This window comes from Dechloromonas sp. ZY10, assembly GCF_041378895.1.
Taxonomy (GTDB): domain Bacteria; phylum Pseudomonadota; class Gammaproteobacteria; order Burkholderiales; family Rhodocyclaceae; genus Azonexus; species Azonexus aquae.
Map to the genome: position 1 here is coordinate 1,250,541 of NZ_CP144212.1, position 22,190 is coordinate 1,272,730.

General features: G+C 61.0%; 12 protein-coding genes. 11 read left to right on the forward strand and 1 reads right to left on the reverse strand.

Annotated features, from left to right (window positions below; genetic code table 11):
• Positions 1-35 precede the first annotated feature (35 nt).
• Positions 36-200 carry a hypothetical protein gene (locus VX159_RS05730; RefSeq protein WP_371325014.1) on the reverse strand — a complete coding sequence of 55 codons (165 nt, stop codon included), beginning with the start codon at positions 198-200 and terminating at the stop codon, positions 36-38.
• A 77-nt stretch (positions 201-277) separates the two neighbouring features.
• Between VX159_RS05730 and VX159_RS05735 the strand changes: the two genes are divergently transcribed.
• The 11 genes from VX159_RS05735 (at position 278) to VX159_RS05785 (ending at position 22,168) form a co-directional block, all read left to right on the forward strand.
• The gene (locus VX159_RS05735) at positions 278-844 is read left to right on the forward strand and encodes a hypothetical protein (RefSeq protein WP_371325015.1); all 567 of its coding nucleotides are present in this window, start codon (positions 278-280) and stop codon (positions 842-844) included.
• Between the two features lie 34 nt (positions 845-878).
• Positions 879-3,458 carry a hypothetical protein gene (locus tag VX159_RS05740; RefSeq protein ID WP_371325016.1) on the forward strand — a complete coding sequence of 860 codons (2,580 nt, stop codon included), beginning with the start codon at positions 879-881 and terminating at the stop codon, positions 3,456-3,458.
• The gene (locus VX159_RS05745) at positions 3,455-4,174 is read left to right on the forward strand and encodes a hypothetical protein (protein ID WP_371325017.1); all 720 of its coding nucleotides are present in this window, start codon (positions 3,455-3,457) and stop codon (positions 4,172-4,174) included. Before VX159_RS05740 ends, VX159_RS05745 begins: the two co-directional genes overlap by 4 nt.
• Positions 4,175-4,269: 95 nt before the next feature.
• A complete protein-coding gene (locus tag VX159_RS05750; protein WP_371325018.1) occupies positions 4,270-5,388 on the forward strand; it encodes a hypothetical protein in 1,119 nt (372 codons plus the stop codon).
• A gap of 31 nt (positions 5,389-5,419) precedes the next feature.
• Complete coding sequence (locus VX159_RS05755; RefSeq protein WP_371325019.1) at positions 5,420-10,336, forward strand: DUF4214 domain-containing protein; 4,917 nt, start codon at positions 5,420-5,422, stop codon at positions 10,334-10,336.
• An 808-nt stretch (positions 10,337-11,144) separates the two neighbouring features.
• A complete protein-coding gene (locus VX159_RS05760) occupies positions 11,145-13,505 on the forward strand; it encodes an acyl-CoA dehydrogenase (protein ID WP_371325020.1) in 2,361 nt (786 codons plus the stop codon).
• Between the two features lie 72 nt (positions 13,506-13,577).
• Positions 13,578-14,882, forward strand: a complete 1,305-nt coding sequence (locus tag VX159_RS05765) for an acetyl-CoA C-acetyltransferase (RefSeq protein WP_371325021.1) — start codon at positions 13,578-13,580, stop codon at positions 14,880-14,882.
• A complete protein-coding gene (locus VX159_RS05770) occupies positions 14,872-16,809 on the forward strand; it encodes a 3-hydroxyacyl-CoA dehydrogenase NAD-binding domain-containing protein (protein ID WP_371325022.1) in 1,938 nt (645 codons plus the stop codon). Before VX159_RS05765 ends, VX159_RS05770 begins: the two co-directional genes overlap by 11 nt.
• A gap of 141 nt (positions 16,810-16,950) precedes the next feature.
• Complete coding sequence (locus VX159_RS05775) at positions 16,951-18,243, forward strand: OmpP1/FadL family transporter (RefSeq protein ID WP_371325023.1); 1,293 nt, start codon at positions 16,951-16,953, stop codon at positions 18,241-18,243.
• A 224-nt stretch (positions 18,244-18,467) separates the two neighbouring features.
• Positions 18,468-20,867, forward strand: coding sequence for a 3-hydroxyacyl-CoA dehydrogenase/enoyl-CoA hydratase family protein (locus tag VX159_RS05780; RefSeq protein WP_371325024.1), 2,400 nt, complete (start codon positions 18,468-18,470; stop codon positions 20,865-20,867).
• Positions 20,868-20,968: 101 nt separating this feature from the next.
• Positions 20,969-22,168, forward strand: a complete 1,200-nt coding sequence (locus VX159_RS05785; protein ID WP_371325025.1) for an acetyl-CoA C-acyltransferase — start codon at positions 20,969-20,971, stop codon at positions 22,166-22,168.
• The last annotated feature ends 22 nt before the right edge of the window (positions 22,169-22,190 follow it).

A 22,190-nucleotide genomic window follows, 5' to 3' on the forward strand; every position in this document is an offset into this window, starting at 1 on the left:
GGTAAATGCTAAAAGTCTATATTTATGCCAATGAACTATTTGGCGGTGCCGGCAACGAAACCCTGCATGCCGACTAAGAAAGCCACCTGACCAGACTGAAAAACCTCACGGAATTCGGCGGCGCCGGCGTCGAAGACAAGATCGGCGAGGAACTTTTTGGCGGCCAGGGCAATGACGCCCTGGCTGGGAGCAATCGCCACGATGTGATGCCGGGGCGGTGGAGAAAAGTCAGTCCCAGTGGAACGGGGGCGAATGATGGGAAATGGAGGGTGACGGAATGAAGAATGCGTTGAGCCGATGGCTGATCTCGATAGCGATGCTCCTGCTTGGCGGCTGCGGCATGACCGTTACCTGGCAAGAGGAAGTACAACTCAGCGACGGGCGGGTCATTGTGGTGGAGCGAGAGACGGTGCGGGTTTCCGGTGGGGATGACCTGGCTCACGGCGGAAGCGGTTCTACGCCAAAGGAGCGGCGGATACGGTTTGAATTTCCTTTGGGGTCTGGTCAGCGGGTGGAATGGCGGTCATCAAAATCTGACTCGAGGCAATTTCCGGAAAGTCCTTTGGTGCTCGATATCGTGGCCGAACAGCCTGTAATACTGACCATCAACCCAATCTCAGAGGGATGCGAGGTTTATTCAAAATATAGCTTTCAAAACGGTAGTTGGATTAAAGAGAAGCTCCCAGATGCATTCGCTAAGCAAGCAACAAATCTCTATCTAAAAAGCGGCCCATCTATGCCTTCGTTCGTCGACATAGCGACTAAGAACCGCGATAACGCAGATATCCGTTATTTCCGCACACTCAAGCAAGTTGGCCCTCGCCGCGTCATTTGCAGTGGATGACTACATTCAAAACGATTACTGAAGGAGCAATGCTATGGCCGAACGGATCGAATATGCACAACTGGCGGCGGTTGTGTACGCGGCATCAAACAAGAATAAATTGGGAATCCCCGCCGGTTGGACCGAACTCGACTGGCAACCAGATCAAAGCGGAACCACAGGGTTTTCGGCTGGCGCTTACCGTAAAGGCAACGATATCGTCATTGCTTACACCGGTACCAATGACCTGAACGATATAGCGAATTGGTCGATCGGACTTGGTCTATCCCCATTCTTTTATCAAGTTACCGAGGCCGTTGCCTACTACCAGGCTTTCAGGGCGACGTATCCAGACACCAATTTCAGTTTTACCGGCCATTCACTGGGCGGCGGCCTGGCATCTTTGATGGCGGTGTATTTCGACAAACCGGCCACGACCTTCGACGAAGCTCCATTTCAATTGGCAGCGCTATCGCCAGTTGTTCTGGCTGCAGTCAATCAGTTCATGAGCACTCGCGGCATCAGCGATGCAGCCTTTACCAGTTACTCCTTATCCGGTGGTCTGCTTGCGCTCAGCCGGGAATACAACATCAACCATTACTCAATAGAAGGCGAAGTATTAAGCCCCCTGCGAACCTCTGTCAGCACGCTGGTGGGTGCAGGTCATGAAGTTGATAAAGGTGAGAGTACCGCCGGAGCTATCAATCTTCATTCCATGACACTACTGATGGCCGCACTGGAATCCCCAAGTTTTCTTGAGATCATGCAGAAACTCCCGAGTCTGGTCGAACAGATGCTGGATACAAATTTATTTGGGACAGATCAGAGCGATGATAGTAAACAAGACCTGCTCCGCCACCTGCTACGCCACCAATTCGGAGCGGATGGCATAACGAAGGACGACATGCTCGACCGCTTCGGTACTGATCTGGGCCGATTGGCCGGAGGCGAGGGCAACTTCCTTTCCACCCCGATAGTGAAGGCGCTGATCGGTGTCGCCCTGCAGCACTACTACCAACAAAGCGACACCAAGGAGTATTTTTTCCAACAGCTACCTGCCGGCATCCAGTTCGACCTGACCAAACCGCTGGGCAACGAAAATGTGGAACTCGGCGCGATCCTCGGCTACGAAAAGTTGCTCGAAGCCGCGCGCGGCATGATCCCAGTCGACGTGGGCGCGGCATACCCCCAACCCGAAGATGCCTTCATGGAATTCACCGCCGAGAAAGTTCGCTGGAACGCTGCGCTTGGCGAGAAAGGCCTACAAGGTAACGCTACGGGAAGCGCCGCCGACCTCGTCCTCGGCGGCGCCCAGGGAGATATTTTCGCCGCTGGCGAAGGCAACGACTTGCTGCTCGGCGGACTTGGTTCGGACGTCCTGCAAGGCGAAGCCGGCGACGACACCCTGTATGGCGGCGCCGACAACGACACTCTGCTGGGCGAGGCTGATACCGACAAACTCTACGGCGGTGCTGGCATGGATCTGCTTGACGGTGGGGAAGGAGACGACACCCTTGTCGGCGGCGACGGCCGGGACGTTTACCGCCTGAATGCACAAAGCGGCACCGACCATATCGAAGACGACAGCGGCGTGCTGCTGTGGCAAGGCCATATCCTGGCCGGCAGCTTCCTGAAACAGGGCGATGGCAAAACTTACCGCAACGCCGGACAAGAAGGCATCACCCTCGACTTCGACAGCGGGGCAGCCACCCTCAAGTTCTCCGACGGCACGCAGGTGATCCTGAGCAGGCAGACCTCCCCAGGCGACTTCGCTGCCTCCCCTTTCGGCATCCAGCTCGAAGACAAACCGGGGGTTGCCCCCTTATCAGACAGAGAAATCATTGGAGACTTGGTGCCGATCGGGTTCGACTCCGGGGCCAGCATCCAATACGACGATCTGGGCAACGTCATCGGCGAAGAGAGGGAAATGCCAGAAGGTTATACCTATACCGATGAACTATTTGGCAGTGCCGGCAACGACCACATCCAAGCAAAAAGAGGCAACGACTGGGTACAGGCACGCGGCGGTGACGATGTGGTCGTGGGCGGCGAGCAAGTTGCTGAACAGGGCTATCAGGACTACCTGATGGGCGAAGCCGGCAACGATACCCTGCATGCCGACGAAGAAAGCGACCTAGCTGGATTGAAAAGCCTCAAGGACTTTGGCAGTGCAGGCGTCGAAGACAAGATCGGCGACGCGCTCTTCGGCGGCCAGGGCAATGACACCCTGGCCGGGAGCAATCGGCACGACGTGATGCTGGGCGGTGGGGGAGGCGACCTGATGCTCGGTGGTGCCGGCGACGATGTGCTGGTCGGCAACCAGGATCGCAAGACCACGGACGTCGACTTCTTCTACGACCACGGCAATGGCTTCGATACTCGCTTTGTCGTGTTTGAAAGGGACAAGGCGAATACCGGTTCCTGGACCGTGGGCACGGGGTCACGGTCGTTCCAAGTCTCTGGGCCGTATTACTTGCGCAGCCTCGAAGTAGACCTGGGCGGCGGAAGCGACATCATTTACGGTGGCGCGGGCGACGAATTGTTCCTGTTCGCCGATGGCATGCGGGTGCTGTGGAAAAAAGTCAGTCCTGGCTGGAAAGCGAGGAATGACGGCGAATTGAGGGCAGCGGCATGAACAAGGCTACTTTGCTGAAATCACTGACGCTAATTCTGACGATGGGGGTGGGCATGAATGCAATGGCGGGCTGGTTCGGATTGGATGGCACGAGTTGGAAGGAAGAGGTGCTGCTCCACGACGGGGCGAAGATCGTGGTGCAGCGATCACAAAGCTATGGCAGTCGTCCGACACTGGACAGTCGGGAAAAGCGGGTTCTGGAGGAGGTCTGGAGTATTCCCGTGCTGGGAGGCGATCGAACGCTTATCTGGAAAACCGGTTTTCGCACGCCTCCGGAAGGCCCAAGCCTGATACTGATGCTCATCGATTTCATCAATGGCATTCCCTATCTGGCCACCTCGCCCGCCGGCTGCATTGCTTACAACTATTGGGGACGCCCTAATCCGCCCTATGTCTTTTTCAAGCATGACGGCAAGGACTGGCGGCGCATCTCCCTTGAAGAATTTCCGCCGCAATTCACGGAACCGAACGTGGTCGTCGGGCGACCCGATCCAAACCATCGATCCGGCACGCTGACTCTCGACATGGTGAAGCAGGATAACGCGGGATTGGAGCCGTATCACCGCGTTATTGCACGTGAGCCGATTACGAAGGGCGATGGGAACTGGAGGTGTCCACAGATGGAGTATGACGGTGAAGGAGGGTGGCGCGCCCCAGGAGGTGCCAAGGCTCCGCATCCGATTGAGCCTGTAGGGACAGCAAAAGGGCAGAAATAACTCTTCTATGAATTTTCGAAAAGGGAACTGTTGTGGTAGCTAATGATGACTATGTCTTGATGGCTGGATATGCATATCAAGATACGAAGGATCGAATGAATTGGTTTCCTGTTCCGCAAAGATGGACAAATTTCAATCATCAAGTAAAACCCAGTGGCTTCGAAGCCGTCTCCTTCCAACGAGGCAATGAAATTGTCATTTCATTCGCTGGTACCGATCCTGGCGATCTGTTCGGCGATGTGGCGGCGGATATCGCGCTGGCCCTTGGTCTGGGTTCGGATCAATTGCGCGAGGCTGCGGTTTATTACCTTGAGGTGCGCGCGGCCAATCCGGAAGCTGTCATCACATTTACTGGCCACAGTCTGGGTGGTGGCCTTGCCGCCCTGATGGGGGTGTTCTTCGACCGGCCCGCTGTTACCTTCGACCAAGCCCCCTTTGCTGCCAGCACGGCTGTCGTGGACAGCGGTGAAGGCAATCTCGCCGGTGTGCATGTTGCCTTGCTCAATCATTTGCGTGGCCTCGGATATGCGGATTATCATCTGCGACCGCTCGAAACCTATATCGGCCTGACGGATAGACAGCACTGGGTCAGCGGCCAATATGTCGTCGGTGAATTCCTTACCGACTATCCCATAATTAATTGGCTCTCCGGTATAGGCAATCAAACCCCGCTCGAACATGGAGCGAATAATCTTTCCGGCATCGACCTGCACTCCCAGGCGCTGCTCGCCGCCTTCGTGTTGAATGACGGCTTTCGCCAAGTCACCATGAGTCTGCCAGACTTGGGGAAACTGCTGTTCGATAGCGCGCTGTATTACCACGATCCGAACGACACGGAGAACCCGCAACGCAACTATCTTGAAAACCTCTTGCGTCACCAAGTTGGTGTCAATGGTGCGATTGAAGCGGACAAGATGCTCTCCCGCTTCACCTCCGATCTGCAAAAGCTCGCCGCCACGGACGGCCTGTCGGAATCGGGAACGAACCTCACCAAGGCCCTGATCGCCTTTGCCATGCAGGCCTACTACGACGGCCCGAAAAACTCGGAAGCCGACCACAAACTCTACGAAGCCGTCGAAGGCGGCGTGCATTTCGACCGCAGCGACATCGGCGCGACCCTGGACGACATTCAAGGGCTACACCCAATACTTCAAGCACCACCTCGCCACCCTGTCGGCCGAAGAACAGGAAGGCATCAACCAACAGCTATCTGACCTGCTCGACTGGTATATCGCCGGCAAAAAGATGACCGCCACGGCGGCAGACAAAACCGCCTTCATGCTTGGCGCGAACGAAACAGACATCCTGACCGGCGGATCCAAGAACGACTTGCTGCTCGGCGGACTTGGTTCGGACGTCCTGCAAGGCGAAGCCGGCGACGACACCCTGTATGGCAGCGCCGACAACGACACCCTGCTGGGCGGGGCTGATACCGATAAACTCTACGGCGGTGCTGGCATGGATCTGCTTGACGGTGGGGAAGGAGACGACACCCTTGTCGGCGGCGACGGCCGGGACGTTTACCGCCTGAATGCACAAAGCGGCACCGACCATATCGAAGACGACAGCGGCGTGCTGCTGTGGCAAGGCCATATCCTGGCCGGCAGCTTCCTGAAACAGGGCGATGGCAAAACTTACCGCAACGCCGGACAAGAAGGCATCACCCTCGACTTCGACAGCGGGGCAGCCACCCTCAAGTTCTCCGACGGCACGCAGGTGATCCTGAGCAGGCAGACCTCCCCAGGCGACTTCGCTGCCTCCCCTTTCGGCATCCAGCTCGAAGACAAACCGGGGGTTGCCCCCTTATCAGACAGAGAAATCATTGGAGACTTGGTGCCGATCGGGTTCGACTCCGGGGCCAGCATCCAATACGACGATCTGGGCAACGTCATCGGCGAAGAGAGGGAAATGCCAGAAGGTTATACCTATACCGATGAACTATTTGGCAGTGCCGGCAACGACCACATCCAAGCAAAAAGAGGCAACGACTGGGTACAGGCACGCGGCGGTGACGATGTGGTCGTGGGCGGCGAGCAAGTTGCTGAACAGGGCTATCAGGACTACCTGATGGGCGAAGCCGGCAACGATACCCTGCATGCCGACGAAGAAAGCGACCTAGCTGGATTGAAAAGCCTCAAGGACTTTGGCAGTGCAGGCGTCGAAGACAAGATCGGCGACGCGCTCTTCGGCGGCCAGGGCAATGACACCCTGGCCGGGAGCAATCGGCACGACGTGATGCTGGGCGGTGGGGGAGGCGACCTGATGCTCGGTGGTGCCGGCGACGATGTGCTGGTCGGCGACCAGGATCGCAAGACCACGGACGTCGACTTCTTCTACGACCACGGCAATGGCTTCGATACTCGCTTTGTCGTGTTTGAAAGGGACAAGGCGAATACCGGTTCCTGGACCGTGGGCACGGGGTCACGGTCGTTCCAAGTCTCTGGGCCGTATTACTTGCGCAGCCTCGAAGTAGACCTGGGCGGCGGAAGCGACATCATTTACGGCGGCGCGGGTGACGACCGCATCCATGGGCAGATCGGCAACGACATCCTCCTGGGAGAAAAAGGCAAGGACGTCATCACCGGTGATGATGGTAACGACACGATCTATGGCGATGATGATGATGATCGTCTGACTGGCGACTCGGGTCGTGCCGAAGAGTCCGCCAGCGGTAATGATTACTTGGATGGCGGCGACGGAAACGACTGGCTGCAGGGCGAAGCGGGAGACGACATTTTGGTCGGCGGTGCGGGGAACGATCAGATCGTCGGCGATGCCGATTTTCTGGACAGTACCCGGCACGGCAACGACATCCTCAATGGCGGTGACGGCGACGATGTTCTTATGGGCCAGTACGGCGACGATATTCTCATCGGCGGTGCTGGCAACGACACTCTGAAAGGAGGGGCCGGCAAGGATACCTACATTTTTAACAAGGGCGACCGTATCGAGCAAATCGACGACGATTCGACCGGAGCAGAGAAAAGCGTCGTGATCATCGGCAACGGCATTTCAGCCGCCGACGTCAAACTTGGACTGGGTTTGCTGCTGCTCGACTTCGGCAACGGTGATGCCATTCATATCGAGAACTTCGACCCCTACGATCCGTTTACCGCCACGAGCATCGAATTGTTCCAGTTCGCAGATGGGAGCGTGTTCACCTGGGATGATATGTTGGCCAAGGGGTTCGATTTGGGCGGGACAACCGGCAGCGACGTGCTGGAAGGCACGGCGCTGAACGATCGCATCTCCGGGCTGTCGGGCAATGACGATTTGTGGGGCGGTCAGGGTGGCGACGTCCTCTCCGGTGGCGCGGGGGACGATGCGCTAGTTGGCGAAGGAGGCAACGATACCTTGTCCGGCGATGTCGGTAATGACTATCTTGATGGCTGCGATGGCAGTGACCGCTATGTGTATGAACAGGGCGGCGGGATCGATTACGTGCTGGAGGAAAGCGACGACAGTACAGGCTATCGTGCCTGGTTTTACGCCAATCTCGGTATCGTCGACCAGCAGGAAGTCGACTTGCGCATGAACTATGGCGGACTCTGGTATTGGCGCGATCCTTTCTCCGAAGGACGCGATCAGCCTTATGCGGCGGACAGTGTCGAGGGGCTGCGGAATCTGCTCGCAGAGGAGTATCCATGGGCGGCAGAGCAGTTCGACCAGTTCGTGCTTGACGGGGAGGTACGATACATTGAGCCGTTGCCGGAACCCTTGCCCGAGATTGTCGGCAACGACTACGCAGCCATTGAGACTCTTTACGAGACCGGCGCTATCGCGCTCGATCGCGTCGTGTTTGGAGCCGGTATCAGTCGGGATGATCTTGACCTGTCGGTCGACGAGGAAGGCAATTTATCTATACGAATGGTTGATGGTGGCGGGATGGACATCATGCTGGCCAACGAAGGGAGCAATATCGGCAGGGGGATCGAGCTCTTCGAATTCGCAGATGGGCAGATCATGACAATACGGCAAATGCTGGAAAGGGGGGGATTTTCTACCGGCAACGTCCAGACGCCCACCATCACCAGCGCCACCTACAACGCCAGCACCGGCGCCCTGGTCGTCACCGGTACCGGCCTGCTGCAGAAGACCGGCGCAACCAACGACATCGTCGCCAACAAAATCACCCTCACCGGCGAAGGCGGCAGCACCTACACGCTGACCGACACCGCCAGTGTCGAACTCACTTCCGGCACTGCCTTTACCCTGACCCTGAGCGCCACCGACAAGGCGGCGGTGAACCAGATCGTCAACAAGAACGGAACGATGTCGACCGGTGGCACCACCTTCAACCTGGCCGCCGCAGAAGACTGGGCCGCAGGCGCGGATAGCGCCATCGTCGTAGCTGACCTCACCGGTAATGGCGTCACCGCCAGCAACGTCGCGGCACCGACGCTGACGAGCGCCACCTACGACGAAGCCAGCGGCGTGCTGGTGGTAACCGGAACCGGTTTCCTCAAGCTGGGTGGGGCGACCAACGACATTGATGTGACCAAGCTCAAGATTGCTGGTGACTCGACCGAGTACACCCTGACCAGCACCAGCGTCGAGATCACCAGTGCGACCAGTTTCAGCGTGACGCTCAACGCCAACGACAAGACTGCGCTGGCGACCCGGCTGAACAAGGCCGGCACCAGCTCGACCGGCAACGTGACCTACAACCTCGCTGGCGCCGAAGACTGGGCCGCCGGGGCCGATGCGGCAGTGAATGTGGCCGACCTGACCGGTAACGGCATTACCGTGACGCTGACACCGCCGAGCAGCGGCGGCGGTGGCGGGGGAGCCACGACGACACCCAGCAGCGACGGCGACAGCATCCCCGACAGCGTCGAGGACGAAGCCCCAGCCCTGTCCGGCAACAACGGCAACGGCGGTGGTAGCGGCAGCAATCCGGGGGTCAAGGGCGACGGCAACGGCGACGGGATCGCCGACAGCAAGCAGGCCAACGTCACTTCACTGCAATTCGAGAAGAACGACCAGGCGGTGAGCAACCCGAACAACGTCAAGACCTTCGTCACGCTGGAGGTCAACGATGCGAATACCACCGGCGGCAGCACCCAGTCGACGGCGACGCTGACCAGCGTCAAGCAGCAGGATGCGCCCAAAGAGAAGCCGGCCGACCTGAGCATGCCGATGGGGCTGATCGACTTTACCGCCAAGGCCTCAAGCACCGGTGCCAGCGACACCTTCAAGCTGTTTGTTGATAGCACGATCAAGGCCAACGGTTACTGGAAGCAGAACGTCAAGAAAGAATGGGTGAACCTGGCCAGCAGCGACTACGGCGGCAAGGTGGTGACCGAGAACGGCAAGACCCGCTTCGAGTTCAAGATCAAGGACGGTGGCGAATTCGACAACGACGGCAAGGCCGACGGGGTGATTACCGACCCGGGCGCGATCGGTTTCCGCGAACTGAGCAGCGCCAACGACAGCGACCGCGACCAGTTCCCGGATACGCTGGAAGCAGCCAACGGGCTCAAGGTCGGGACCAAGGACAACGACGTCTTCGGCAGCAGCAAGTTCTTCGTGATGCAGCTCTACCGCGACATTCTCTTCCGCGAAGCGGAGGAGGGTGGGCTCAAGTACTGGCAGAACCTGATCGACACCGGGGCACGCAGCAAGACGTTGGTCGCGTCGAATTTCCTCGATTCGCCGGAATTCCAGGCCGGTGCCGGAGCGGTGGCACGGCTCTACTTTGGCGCACTTAACCGCCTGCCGGACGATGCCGGGATGGATAGCTGGATGACACAGGTGCTGAGCGGCACGCCGGTGGCGGCGATTGCGTCGAACTTCGTGGCGAGCAGCGAATTCACCAGCCGCTTCGACACCCAGAGCCTGGAGAGCTTCGTCGACCGGATGTACCAGAACGTGATGAGCCGCAGCGCCGACGCCAACGGCAAGGCCTACTGGGTGCAGAAGCTGAATGCCGGGGCGAGCAAGGGCGAGGTGGTGCTGGGCTTTACCGAATCGCCGGAATACCAGGCGGCAACGGCGGCGAAGGTGGGGATGACCTTGAACTACGTCGGCCTGCTCGGGCGTTCGCCGGAGCAGAGCGGGATGGACTTCTGGCTGGCCAAGCAGGCAGCGGGCACGCCGCAGATCGAGATCATCGGCAGCTTCATGGGGGCCCAGGAGTACCACGACCGCTTCCTGCCCTGAGAAGGATAGGAAATTCAACGCCCCCAAGGTAAGCATCGCGGTGATTTTTCGCATCATGTCAACCGAGAATCGCACGCGGAAACCTCGCTCGTCCTCTCAGAACCGTCGCCTGAAGGCTCAAGGCCGGCCGAATTTGGCCGGCCTTGAGCCTTCAGGCGCGAGTTGTCCCGCGACAAGCCCGAAGCGTTGTCTTTGCAGTCGCTACCAAGCCACGCGCTGGTCGAACTCGTAGTCCGGTGCCGGTTGTGCCTGCTGCAAAAAACCAATGATCTGCTCTTCTGAAAACCGCTTCTTCAAGTCCATTCTCCTTCTCGAAAACAGACTTTACTAAATTGTCGGTGGCACTGTTTATGGGGGGCACCTCAGGGCCTGTGCAGCTTTTTGCGCGGGGCGCTTGGAATGTAGTGTTGAACGAAGCTGCTACGCGGAACTGGGTTGTTGCAGAACTCCATACATATCCTGCACATTGACCCCTTCGTTGCTGAGGGGCTGAATTTTGCTGTATTTCGAATGAATAAATAAGCATGCCAATCAATTTTGCAGCGCACTTTGACCGACAGTAGGGCGGCCACCTCAAGCATCTGAATTGAATGGGCTGTCGCTCCAGACATAGCTGCCAGAACAGCGCCTTCCATGGCGAAGTTCAGACTAACAGCTCCGCCCCCCACAAAAAAACACCGAAAAACACTTGCCAGTGGCCGGCATTGTTCTTATGATTCAAACGAACGTATGAATTGCTTGCGGTGATGATCCGTGATGGTCACGGTCGACGCTGCAAATGTCCGAAAAACACCCCAGGAGACAAGTCATGGAATTCACTCTGACGAGTTGGCCCGCTATCGCCGCCGGGGTGGCGTGCTTCGTGTTTTTGTTGCTCGCCATCCGCCCGCTGCGCCGCAGCCTGATTACCCGTCCGATTTTTGCCGCTTACCGCAAGGTGCTGCCGCAGATGTCCGAAACCGAGCGCGATGCGCTTGAGGCTGGCACTGTCTGGTGGGAAGGCGAACTCTTTCGCGGCAAGCCGGACTGGCAGAAGCTGCAGTCCTATCCGGTGCCGAAGCTGACCGCTGCCGAGCAGTCCTTCCTCGACCATGAGTGCGAGGAGGCCTGCCGCCTGGTCGATGACTGGAAGGTGACCCACGAGCTTTACGACCTGCCGCACGAAGCCTGGCGCTACATCAAGGATAAAGGCTTCCTCGGGATGATCATCCCCAAGAAGTACGGCGGCCTGGAGTTCTCGGCCTACGCGCATTCGCAGGTGGTGACCAAGCTGTCGACCCGCTCTTCGGCGCTGTCGGTTTCGGTGATGGTGCCCAACTCGCTCGGCCCGGCCGAATTGCTGCTGCATTACGGTACCGAAGCGCAGAAGGACTACTACCTGCCGCGCCTGGCCAAGGGCATCGAAGTGCCGGCCTTTGCGCTGACCAGCCCGTGGGCTGGTTCCGATGCCGCGTCGATTCCCGATGCTGGCGTCGTCTGCAAGGGCATGTGGCAGGGCAAGGAAGTGATCGGCATGCGCGTCAGCTGGGACAAGCGTTACATCACGCTGGCCCCGGTGTGCACCGTCTTCGGCCTGGCTTTCCATCTTTATGACCCGGAAGGCCTGCTTGGCAACAAGAAGCATATCGGCATCACCTGTGCGCTGGTCCCTTACGACCATCCGGGCGTCGATACCGGTCGCCGTCACTTCCCGCTCAACGCGATGTTCATGAACGGCCCGACCCGTGGTCAGGACGTCTTCATGCCGCTCGATTTCATCATTGGCGGCCCGAAGATGGCCGGGCAGGGCTGGCGTATGTTGATGGAGTGTCTGGCCGCCGGGCGTTCGATCTCGCTGCCGTCGTCCAATACCGGCATGGCGCAGATGACGGCACGCGCCGTCGGCGGTTACGCCCGCGTTCGCTCGCAGTTCAAGATGGCAGTCGGCAAGTTCGAAGGCGTCGAGGAAGCGCTGACCCGCATCGGCGCCTACACCTACATGATGGATGCGGTACGCAAGATGACCGCCGGCGCGGTCGATCTCGGCGAAAAGCCGTCGGTGGTTTCGGCCATCGCCAAGTACCACGTCACCGAGCGTGCCCGTCAGGTGGTCAATGACGGCATGGACGTGATCGGCGGCAAGGGCATCTGCCTTGGCCCCTCCAATTTCCTCGGCCGTGCCTACCAGCAGGTGCCGGTGGCGATCACCGTCGAAGGCGCCAACATCCTGACCCGTTCGCTGATCATCTTCGGTCAGGGCGCGATCCGCTGCCATCCCTACCTGCTCGCCGAAATGCAGGCAGCGCAGAACCCGGATAGCGGTAAAGGCCTGGTCGATTTCGACAAGGCGCTGTTCGGCCACATCGGCTTTACCGTCAAGAACGCACTGCGCGCCCTTGGCCTGGGCCTGACCGGCTCGCACTTCGTTGGCGTCAATGCCGACGTGGCGCCGGAAATGAAGCGTTACTACCAGCAGCTGACCCGTTTCTCGGCGGCTTTTGCTTTCCTCTCCGACGTTTCGCTGCTGGTGCTGGGCGGCAGCGTCAAGCGCCGCGAAAAGCTGTCGGCCCGCCTCGGCGACATCCTCGCCCAGATGTACCTGATCTCCTGCACGCTGAAGCGCTACGAAGCCGACGGCCGCCGGAAGGAAGACGCCGCGCTCGCCCACTGGGCGATCTGGGACGCGATGTACAAGGCGCAGCAGGCTTTTGACGGCGTCATCGCCAACTTCCCGGTGCGTTCCATTGCCGGTCTGGTCAATCGCCTGATCTTCCCCTGGGGTCACCCCTACGTGGTGCCGTCCGACGAGGTCGGTCACCAGGTGGCCAAGGCCTTGATCGCGCCGTCGGAAACCCGCGAGCGTCTGTGCGCCGAATGCTTCGTGCCGCAGGAAGAGAACGAGCCGGTCGGCGCCATCGAACTCGCCTTGCGGGCGACTCTCGAAGCCGAAGCCATCGAAGCCAAGATCCGCGAAGCCGAGAAGGCCGGCCGTTTCGACGCCAACCCGCGCGCCAACGTGCGTGACATCGCCTCAGTCGCAGTCGAATGCGGGGTGATTACGGCGGCAGAATACGAAATCATGCGTCGCCGCAACCATTTGCGCGATATCGTGGTCCAGGTCGACGACTTCCCGTTCGATTACAACGTCGCCACCGCCAATAAGCCGGCCGAGTGCCGCAAGGCCGCCTGAGATGAATGCCGTTGCACCGCCGCCGAGCCCGCGCAGGGCTTGGCGGTCGGGTGACGGCAGGAAGGGATGAAGATGAGCAAGACCATTTACGTGGTGGACGGCGCCCGGACGCCGTTCCTGAAAGCCCAGAAAGGGCCGGGGCCGTTCGCGGCTTCCGACCTCGCGACGCAGGCCGGGCGCGCGCTGCTGCTGCGCCAGCCGTTTGCGCCGTCCGACCTCGACGAGGTGATCCTCGGTTGCGCGGCGCCGTCGCCGGATGAAACCAATATCGGCCGCATGGTCGCGCTGCGCCTCGGCTGCGGCAAGAAGGTGCCGGGGTGGACGGTGATGCGCAACTGCGCCTCCGGGATGCAGGCGATTGATTCGGCGATTGCCAACATCCAGAGCGGGCGTTCCGAACTGGTGCTGGCCGGCGGCGTTGATGCCTTGTCGCGGGCGCCGCTGCTGTATTCGGATGCGATGGTGCGCTGGTTTGCCGGGATGATGAGCCTGCGCACGGTCAACCAGAAAATTGCCCATTTTCTCAAGCTGCGCCCGGCGATGCTGCTGACCCCGGTGATCGGCCTGATGAAGGGCCTGACCGACCCGGTGGTTGGCCTGTTGATGGGCCAGACCGCAGAAAACCTGGCCTGGCGTTTCGGCATCGACCGGCAGCAGATGGACGAGTTTTCGGTGCGCAGCCACCAGCGGGCGCTGGCTGCCCGCGTGGCCGGGCATTTCGGTGAAATCGTGCCGCTGGTCGATGGCAACGGCAAGGTCTATGCCGAAGACGACGGCGTCCGCGCCGATGCCAGCATGGCCGGGATGGCCAAGCTCAAGCCTTTCTTCGACAAGAAGTACGGCAACGTCACCGCCGCCAACAGCTCGCAGATCACCGACGGCGCCGCCTGGGTGCTGCTGGCTTCGGAAGAGGCGGTGCGGAAGTGGAATCTCAAGCCGCTGGGCAAGATCGTCGATAGCCAGTGGTCCGGCCTCGAACCCGAACAAATGGGGCTCGGCCCGGTGCATGCGTCGACGCCGATCCTGCAACGGCATGGCCTGGGTCTGGCCGATATCGACTACTGGGAACTGAACGAGGCCTTTGCCGCGCAGGTGCTCGGTTGTCAGGCTGCCTGGCAGGACGAGGCCTACTGCCGCGAACAGCTGGATCTGCCCGCTGCCTTGGGCGCAATCCCCGACGAGCGTCTGAATGTCGATGGCGGCGCGGTGTCGATTGGCCATCCGGTCGGCGCTTCCGGCGCCCGCATCGTGCTGCACCTGCTGCATGTATTGCGGCGTAACCGCGCCAAGCGCGGGATGGCGACGATTTGCATCGGCGGCGGTCTGGGTGGCGCGATGCTGCTGGAAACCTGTGCGGAGGCTGGCGATGCAGCGTGATGCGGTGATGGAGCTATTGACGGGGGCGAAGATGAAGCATTGGCAACTGATCAAGGAAAGCAGCGGGATCGCGGTGGCGATTCTCGACAAGGCGGAAGAGTCGGCCAACTCGCTGTCGGCCGAGGTGCTCGCCGAATTCGCGCAGATTCTCGACCAGCTCGACGTCTATCCGCCCAAGGGGCTGATCGTGCGTTCGGGCAAGGCTGCCGGTTTCATCGCCGGTGCCGACATTGGTGAATTCTCGCAATTGGATACGCAGGAAAAGGGCCGGGCGCTGGTCGAGCGCGGCTGGAACCTGTTCAACCGGCTGGCGGCGGTCAAGTATCCGACCCTGGCGCTAGTGCGCGGCCACTGCCTGGGCGGTGGTCTGGAACTGGCGCTGGCTTGCCGCTACCTGCTTGCGGTCGATGAGGCCGGAACCAAGATGGGCTTGCCGGAAGTGATGCTTGGCATCTTCCCGGGCTGGGGCGGCATGCTGCGCCTGCCCGAACGGGTCGGCCCGTCGGCAGCGCTGGACATGATGCTGACCGGACGCACGGTCGACGGCAAAAAAGCCAAAAAACTGGGTTTGGCCGACGATTGCGTGCCGCCGCGCGTGATGGAAATGGCAGCGCGGCAACTGCTGCTCTCCGGCCAGCCGCGCCGGCCCTTGCCGCTGATGCAGCGCCTGCTCAACGGGCCGCTCAAGGCGGTGGTCGCCAACGGCGCGCGCAAGCAGGTGGCGAAGAAGGCGCGGCCCGAGCATTACCCGGCGCCCTACGCGATCATCGACTTGTGGGCCAAGCATAACGGCAACGCGCTGGCTGCGCCGGAAGTGGTCGACCGGATCATTTCGTCGCCGACTGCGCGCAACCTGGTGCGTGTTTTCCACTTGCAGGAACGCCTCAAAGGCTTCGGCAAGGATGCAAGCTTCAAGGCCAAGCATGTACACGTGATCGGTGCCGGCGTGATGGGCGGCGACATTGCCGCCTGGTGCGCGCTGCGCGGCCTGACCGTGACCCTGCAGGACCAGAACGTCGATCGCATTGCGCCGGCCATTGCCCGTGCCGGCAAGTTGTTCAACCGCCGCCTGCGCGATCCGCTCAAGGCACGGTCCGCTTTCGACCGCTTGATTCCCGACCCGCAAGGCGAGGGCGTGCGCCATGCCGACGTGGTGATCGAGGCGATTTTCGAGAATGTCGAGGCCAAACACGCGCTGTTCCGCAGCCTCGAACCCAAGCTCAAGCCCGGCGCAGTGCTGGCGACCAATACCTCCAGCCTGCGTCTGGAAGACCTGCGCGTTGCCTTGCGGCAGCCCGAGCGACTGGTCGGCATCCATTTCTTCAATCCGGTGGCGATGATGCCGCTGGTCGAAGTGGTCGAGGCCGAGGGCTGCGATGCAGGGGCGGTGCAGTCTGCCTGCGCCTTCGTCAAGCAGATCGACAAGCTGCCGCTGCCGGTCAAGAGTGCGCCGGGCTTCCTGGTCAATGCCGTGCTCGCGCCCTACATGCTGGCGGCGATGCGCGCGGTCGACGAAGGGCTGACACCGGAAACCGTCGACGAGGCGATGCTCGCCTTCGGCATGCCGATGGGGCCGATTGAACTGGTCGATACCGTCGGTCTCGATATTGCCATGGCGGCCGGCAAGCAGCTGGCCGGCGGCGCCGAACCGCCCAAGTGCCTGCTGACCCGGGTCGAGAAGAACCAGCTCGGGAAGAAAACCGGGCAGGGCTTCTACGACTGGTCGTCCGGGCGGGCCAGGAAGGGCGCACCGGGCACGGTGCCGGCCGGCCTGGCGGAAAAACTGGCCAAACCGCTGGTCGACCGTGTGCAACAGCTGGTCGCCGACGGGGTGGTCGAGGATGCCGACCTGGCCGATGCCGGGGTGATTTTCGGCACCGGGTTCGCACCGTTTACCGGCGGCCCCTTGCATCGCAGGAAAGGCTGATCGGCGCGGGGTGTTGTGCTAGCGCAACACCCCGGTAAAATTTTTTTTGTTCAAACAGTATTTCAAACGTTTGTATCATGTTTAATGAGTGTCACTAGCGTAAATCGCGCTTTTTGATAAAACCACCAAGGAGACAAACCGATGCAACAAATGTTCACTCCGCGCCTGATGCCGGTGCTGCTGTCGCTGGCTTTTGCCGGTTCCGCCCAGGCTGCCGGCTTCCAGCTGCAGAACCAGAACGCTTCCGGTACCAGCGTGGCGTTCGCCGGCGCTGCTGCCGTTGCCGAAGACGCCAGCACCATTTTCTTCAACCCGGCCGGGATGACCTACCTGCCGCAGGGGCACAGCATTTCTTTGGGCGGCACCGCGATCCATCGCTCGGTCAAGTTCAACGATACCGGCACCAGCCGGATGCCGGTGATCAACCCGCTGACCGGGGCGCCGACCGGTGCTTTCCATCCGCTCGGTGACAATGGCGGTAACGGTGGCGGCACGGGTCTCGCCCCGGGCATGTATTACAGCTATTCGGTATCGGATGCGCTGCGCGTCGGCCTCGGCTTCTCGGTCACTTACGGCAGCGAAACCGAATACAGCGACAATTTCGCTGGCCGTTTCTCCGGCCGCTATACCTCGATCCACCAGTTGAACCTCAATCCTTCGGTGGCTTACAAGATCAACGATAAGGTCTCGGTCGGTTTTGGCCTGAATTACGCCAAGTCGGAAATCGAATTCCGTCAGAACGCACCCTTCGTCGGCGCACCGCTGGGCATGCTCAAGGGCGACGATACGGCCTGGGGCTGGAATGCCGGTGCGATGTTCCAGTTGTCGCCGCAAACTCGCCTCGGCCTGAGCTACCGTTCGACAATCAAGTTCGATCTGGAAGGCAAGCAGACCATTGCCGCGCCGCTGAATGTGGATCGTGGCATCACCGCCAAGCTGGAAACTCCCGATACCTTCTCGCTGGCGCTCAGCCAGAAGATCGGCGACCGCCTGGAACTGCTCGCCGACGCCACCTGGAACGGCTGGAGCTCGCTCAAGGCATTGGAGCCGATGGTTGGCAGTGCCCGTGCGACTGCCCCGCTGCGCTACAACTTCAAGGACACCTGGCGTTTCGGCCTGGGCGCCAAGTACCAGCTGAACGACGCCTGGAACCTGCGTGCCGGTATCGCCTTCGACCAGACCCCAGTGCCGGATGAAGCCAGCCGGACGATGACCGTGCCTGATTCCGACCGCACCTGGCTGGCCTTTGGCGCGCGCTGGAAGATGAATCCGAATACCTCGATCGACATGGGCTATGCCCACATCTTCTTCCAGGATGTGAAGACCGCGCGGGCGGTGATGAATACCACCGAAACCGCGACCCTGCAGACCGTGCGCGGCGATTTCAAGACTCATGCGCACCTGTTCTCGGTGCAGATGAACTACCACTTCTGATTTTTCGTGCATCTCCCTTTGCGTCATGTTTGCCCCGGCTTGTCCGGGGTTTTTTTTATTTTTGCTGCCAGCGGTTTTTTTGCAAAAAAACAGTTGACCGTAGAAGCGTCTTATCTATAATTCAAACGTTCGTTTTATGTTTGTGCACGTCATTGTCCGGTAGCCCGTTATCCGATGCATGGTTCCGACCGGCGGTGCGAAGAAATCGCTAAAGGAGACAAGTCTTGAGCAAGTTGATCGTTAAAAAAGCGGCGGTGCTGGGCGCCGGCGTGATGGGGGCGCAGATTGCCGCGCACCTGGCCAATGCCGATGTGCCGGTGGTGTTGTTCGACCTGGCCGCCAAGGAAGGCGACAAGAACGGTATCGTCAAGAAGGCCCTCGACGGCCTGAAGAAGCTGGACCCGGCGCCGCTTTCCAGCAAGAACAAGCTGAAGTTCATCGACGCCGCCAACTACGACGAGCATCTGGCGCAACTCGCCGAGTGCGACCTGATCATCGAAGCCATCGCCGAGCGCATGGACTGGAAGAACGATCTGTATGCCAAGATCGCACCGCACATCGCGCCCAATGCCATCGTCGCCTCCAATACCTCCGGCCTGTCGATGAACCTGCTGGCCCAGGGGCTGCCGGCTGAAGTTGGTCCGCGTTTCTGCGGCATCCACTTCTTCAACCCGCCGCGCTACATGCACCTGGTCGAGATCATCGGCACCGAACAGACCAACCCGGCCACCCTTGATGCGCTGGAAACCTGGCTGACCTCGCGTTTGGGCAAGGGCGTGATCCGCGCCCTCGATACCCCGAACTTCGTGGCCAACCGCATCGGCGTTTTCTCCATTCTGGCCGTGATGCACCACACCCAGGCCTTCGGCCTCGGTTTTGACACGGTCGACGCGCTGACCGGTCCGAAAATCGGCCGTCCGAAGAGTGCTACCTACCGCACTGCCGACGTGGTCGGTCTCGATACCCTGGCGCATGTGGTCAAGACCATGCAGGACACGCTGCCGAACGATCCGTGGCACGCCCATTTCAAGGTGCCGGCCTGGCTCCAGTTGCTGATCGGTCAGGGGGCGCTGGGTCAGAAAACCCGTTGCGGCATCTTCCGCAAGCAGGGTAAGGAAATCCAGGTGCTCGACCTGGCCGCGCAGGATTACCGCACTTCCGCCGGTGAGATCGCCGACGAAGTCGCCGCCATGCTCAAGGTCCGCAACCCGGCTGAAAAATTCGCCGCGCTGCGTGCCTCCAGCCATCCGCAGGCGCAGTTCCTGTGGGCGATCTTCCGCGACATCTTCCACTACGCCGCCGTGCAACTGGAGCACATCGCCGACAACGCCCGCGACCTCGACCTGGCGATGCGCTGGGGCTTTGGCTGGGCACAAGGCCCGTTCGAAACCTGGCAGGCCGCCGGCTGGGCCGAGATTGCTCAAGCCGTCGCTGCCGACATCGCCGCCGGCAAGGCCATGAGCAGCGTGCCGCTGCCGGCCTGGGCACTGGAAGCCGGCCGGACCGGCGTGCATGCCGCCGAAGGTTCCTACTCCGCCCGCAAGAACAGCTACGTGCCACGTTCGGCGCTGCCGGTCTATCAGCGCCAGCTGTTCCCCGAGCGCGTCCTCGGCGAGAACGCCGCGACGCCGGAAAAATCCGGCGAGACCCTGTTTGAAAACGACGGTGTCCGCCTGTGGCGCTTGCCCACGGTCGACGCCGGGATCGGCATCATTTCGATCAAGTCCAAGATGCACACCATCGGCAACGAGGTGCTCGACGGCGTGATCGCCGCCGTGCGCCAAGCCGAAGGCACGCTGGATGGCGTGGTCGTTTGGCACGAAGCGCCGTTTGCCGTTGGCGCCAACTTGCAACAGGTGTCGGAAGCGATTGCCGCCGGCGAGTTCGGCCTGCTCGAACAGACCGTCGAGAAGTTCCAGCGCGCCTCGCAGACCCTGAAGTACGCGCAAGTCCCGACCGTCGCTGCGGTGCAGGGCATGGCGCTGGGCGGCGGTTGCGAATTCGTGATGCACGCCGGCAAGCGGGTGATGGCGCTGGAAAGCTACGTCGGCCTGGTCGAAGCCGGGGTTGGTCTGATCCCGGCCGGCGGCGGTTGCAAGGAATTCGCCGTGCGCGCTGCCGATTGGGCCGCTCAGTCGGCGACGCCGGGCGAAGTGTTCAACTTCCTGCAGCCGGTATTCCAGACCATCGCCATGGCCAAGGTCGCCAAGAGCGCGCAGGAAGTGATCGACTACGGCTTTGCCAAGCCTTCCGACACCATTCTGTTCAACGCCAACGAGCTGCTTTGGGTCGCGATCCGGGAAGCCCGCGCCATGGCCGACGCCGGCTACGCCCCGCCGCCGATGGCGCGCGCCATCCCGGTCGCCGGCAAGAACGGCATCGCCACCTTCGAGATGATGCTGGTCAATATGAAGGAAGGCGGGATGATCTCCGCGCACGACTACAAGGTCGCCAAGTCGGCCGCCACCGCGCTGTGCGGCGGCGAGATCGAAACCGGCAGCCGGGTCGATGAGGAATGGCTGCTCACCGTCGAGCGCCGGCTGTTCGTCGAACTGCTCAAGGACCCGATGACCCAGGCCCGGATCAAGCACATGCTGGAAACCGGCAAGCCATTGCGCAACTGATCGTTGCCCGGGATCGAGCTGCCAGTGACCGATTGGTTTTGCTGGCAGCTCCAACGCCTGACAGCTAACAGCTAATAGCGAATACAGCTAAGGAAATAGAGATGAGTAAACAAGTTCAAGATGCCTACATCGTTGCCGCGACCCGTTTGCCGGTCGCCAAGCGCAACGGGATGTTCCGCAATGTCCGCCCGGACGACATGCTGGCGGCGGTGATCAAGTCCGTCGTCGCCCAGGTGCCGGGCGTTGATCCGGCGCTGATCGGCGACGTGATCGTCGGCTGCGCGATGCCGGAAGCCGAGCAGGGGATGAACGTCGCCCGCATCGGCGCGCTGCTCGCCGGCCTGCCGATCACCGTGCCCGGCCTGACCATCAACCGCTTCTGCTCCTCCGGGGTGCAGGCCGTGGCCGACGCCGCCAACCAGATCCGCCTCGGCCTGGCCGACGTGATGCTCGCCGCCGGCACCGAGTCGATGACGGTGATGCCGCAGATCATGGGCAACAAGACCTCGATGAACCCGGCGATCTTCGCACATGAGGAAAACCTGGGTATCGCCTACGGCATGGGCCTGACCGCCGAGAAAGTGGCGCAGCAGTGGAAGATTTCCCGCGAGGCGCAGGATGCTTTCGCGCTCGCCTCGAACCAGAAGGCCTGCGCCGCGATTGCCGCCGGCCACTTCAACGCCGAAACCACGCCTTACCTGATCAACGAAAGCCTGCCCGACCTGCGCAGCGGCGAGATCAAGACCCGCTCGCGCACGGTCGAATTCGACGAAGGCCCGCGCGCCGACGCCTCGCTGGAAAAGCTGGGCAGGTTGAAGCCGGTGTTCCACGCCCGGGGCTCGGTCACCGCCGGCAACTCGTCGCAGATGTCGGACGGCGCCGGGGCGGTGATGCTGGTCTCCGAGAAGATTCTGCGCGAACACAACCTGACCCCGCTCGCCCGCTTTGCCGGCTTTGCCGTCGGTGGCGTCGCCCCCGAGATCATGGGCATCGGCCCGGTCGCGGCGATTCCCAAGGTGCTGGCGCAGGCCGGGATCAAGCAGGACGACCTCGACTGGATCGAACTCAACGAAGCCTTTGCCGCGCAGTCGCTGGCGGTGATCCAGGAACTCGGCCTCAACCCGGAGAAGATCAACCCGCTTGGCGGCGCGATTGCCCTCGGCCACCCGCTCGGCGCCACCGGCGCGATCCGTACCGCGACCGTCGTGCATGGCCTGCAGCGCACCGGCGGCAAGTACGGCATGGTGACCATGTGCATCGGCACCGGCATGGGCGCTGCCGGGATTTTCGAGCGCGTATGATGCCGCTCCCCCGTCCGCGCCA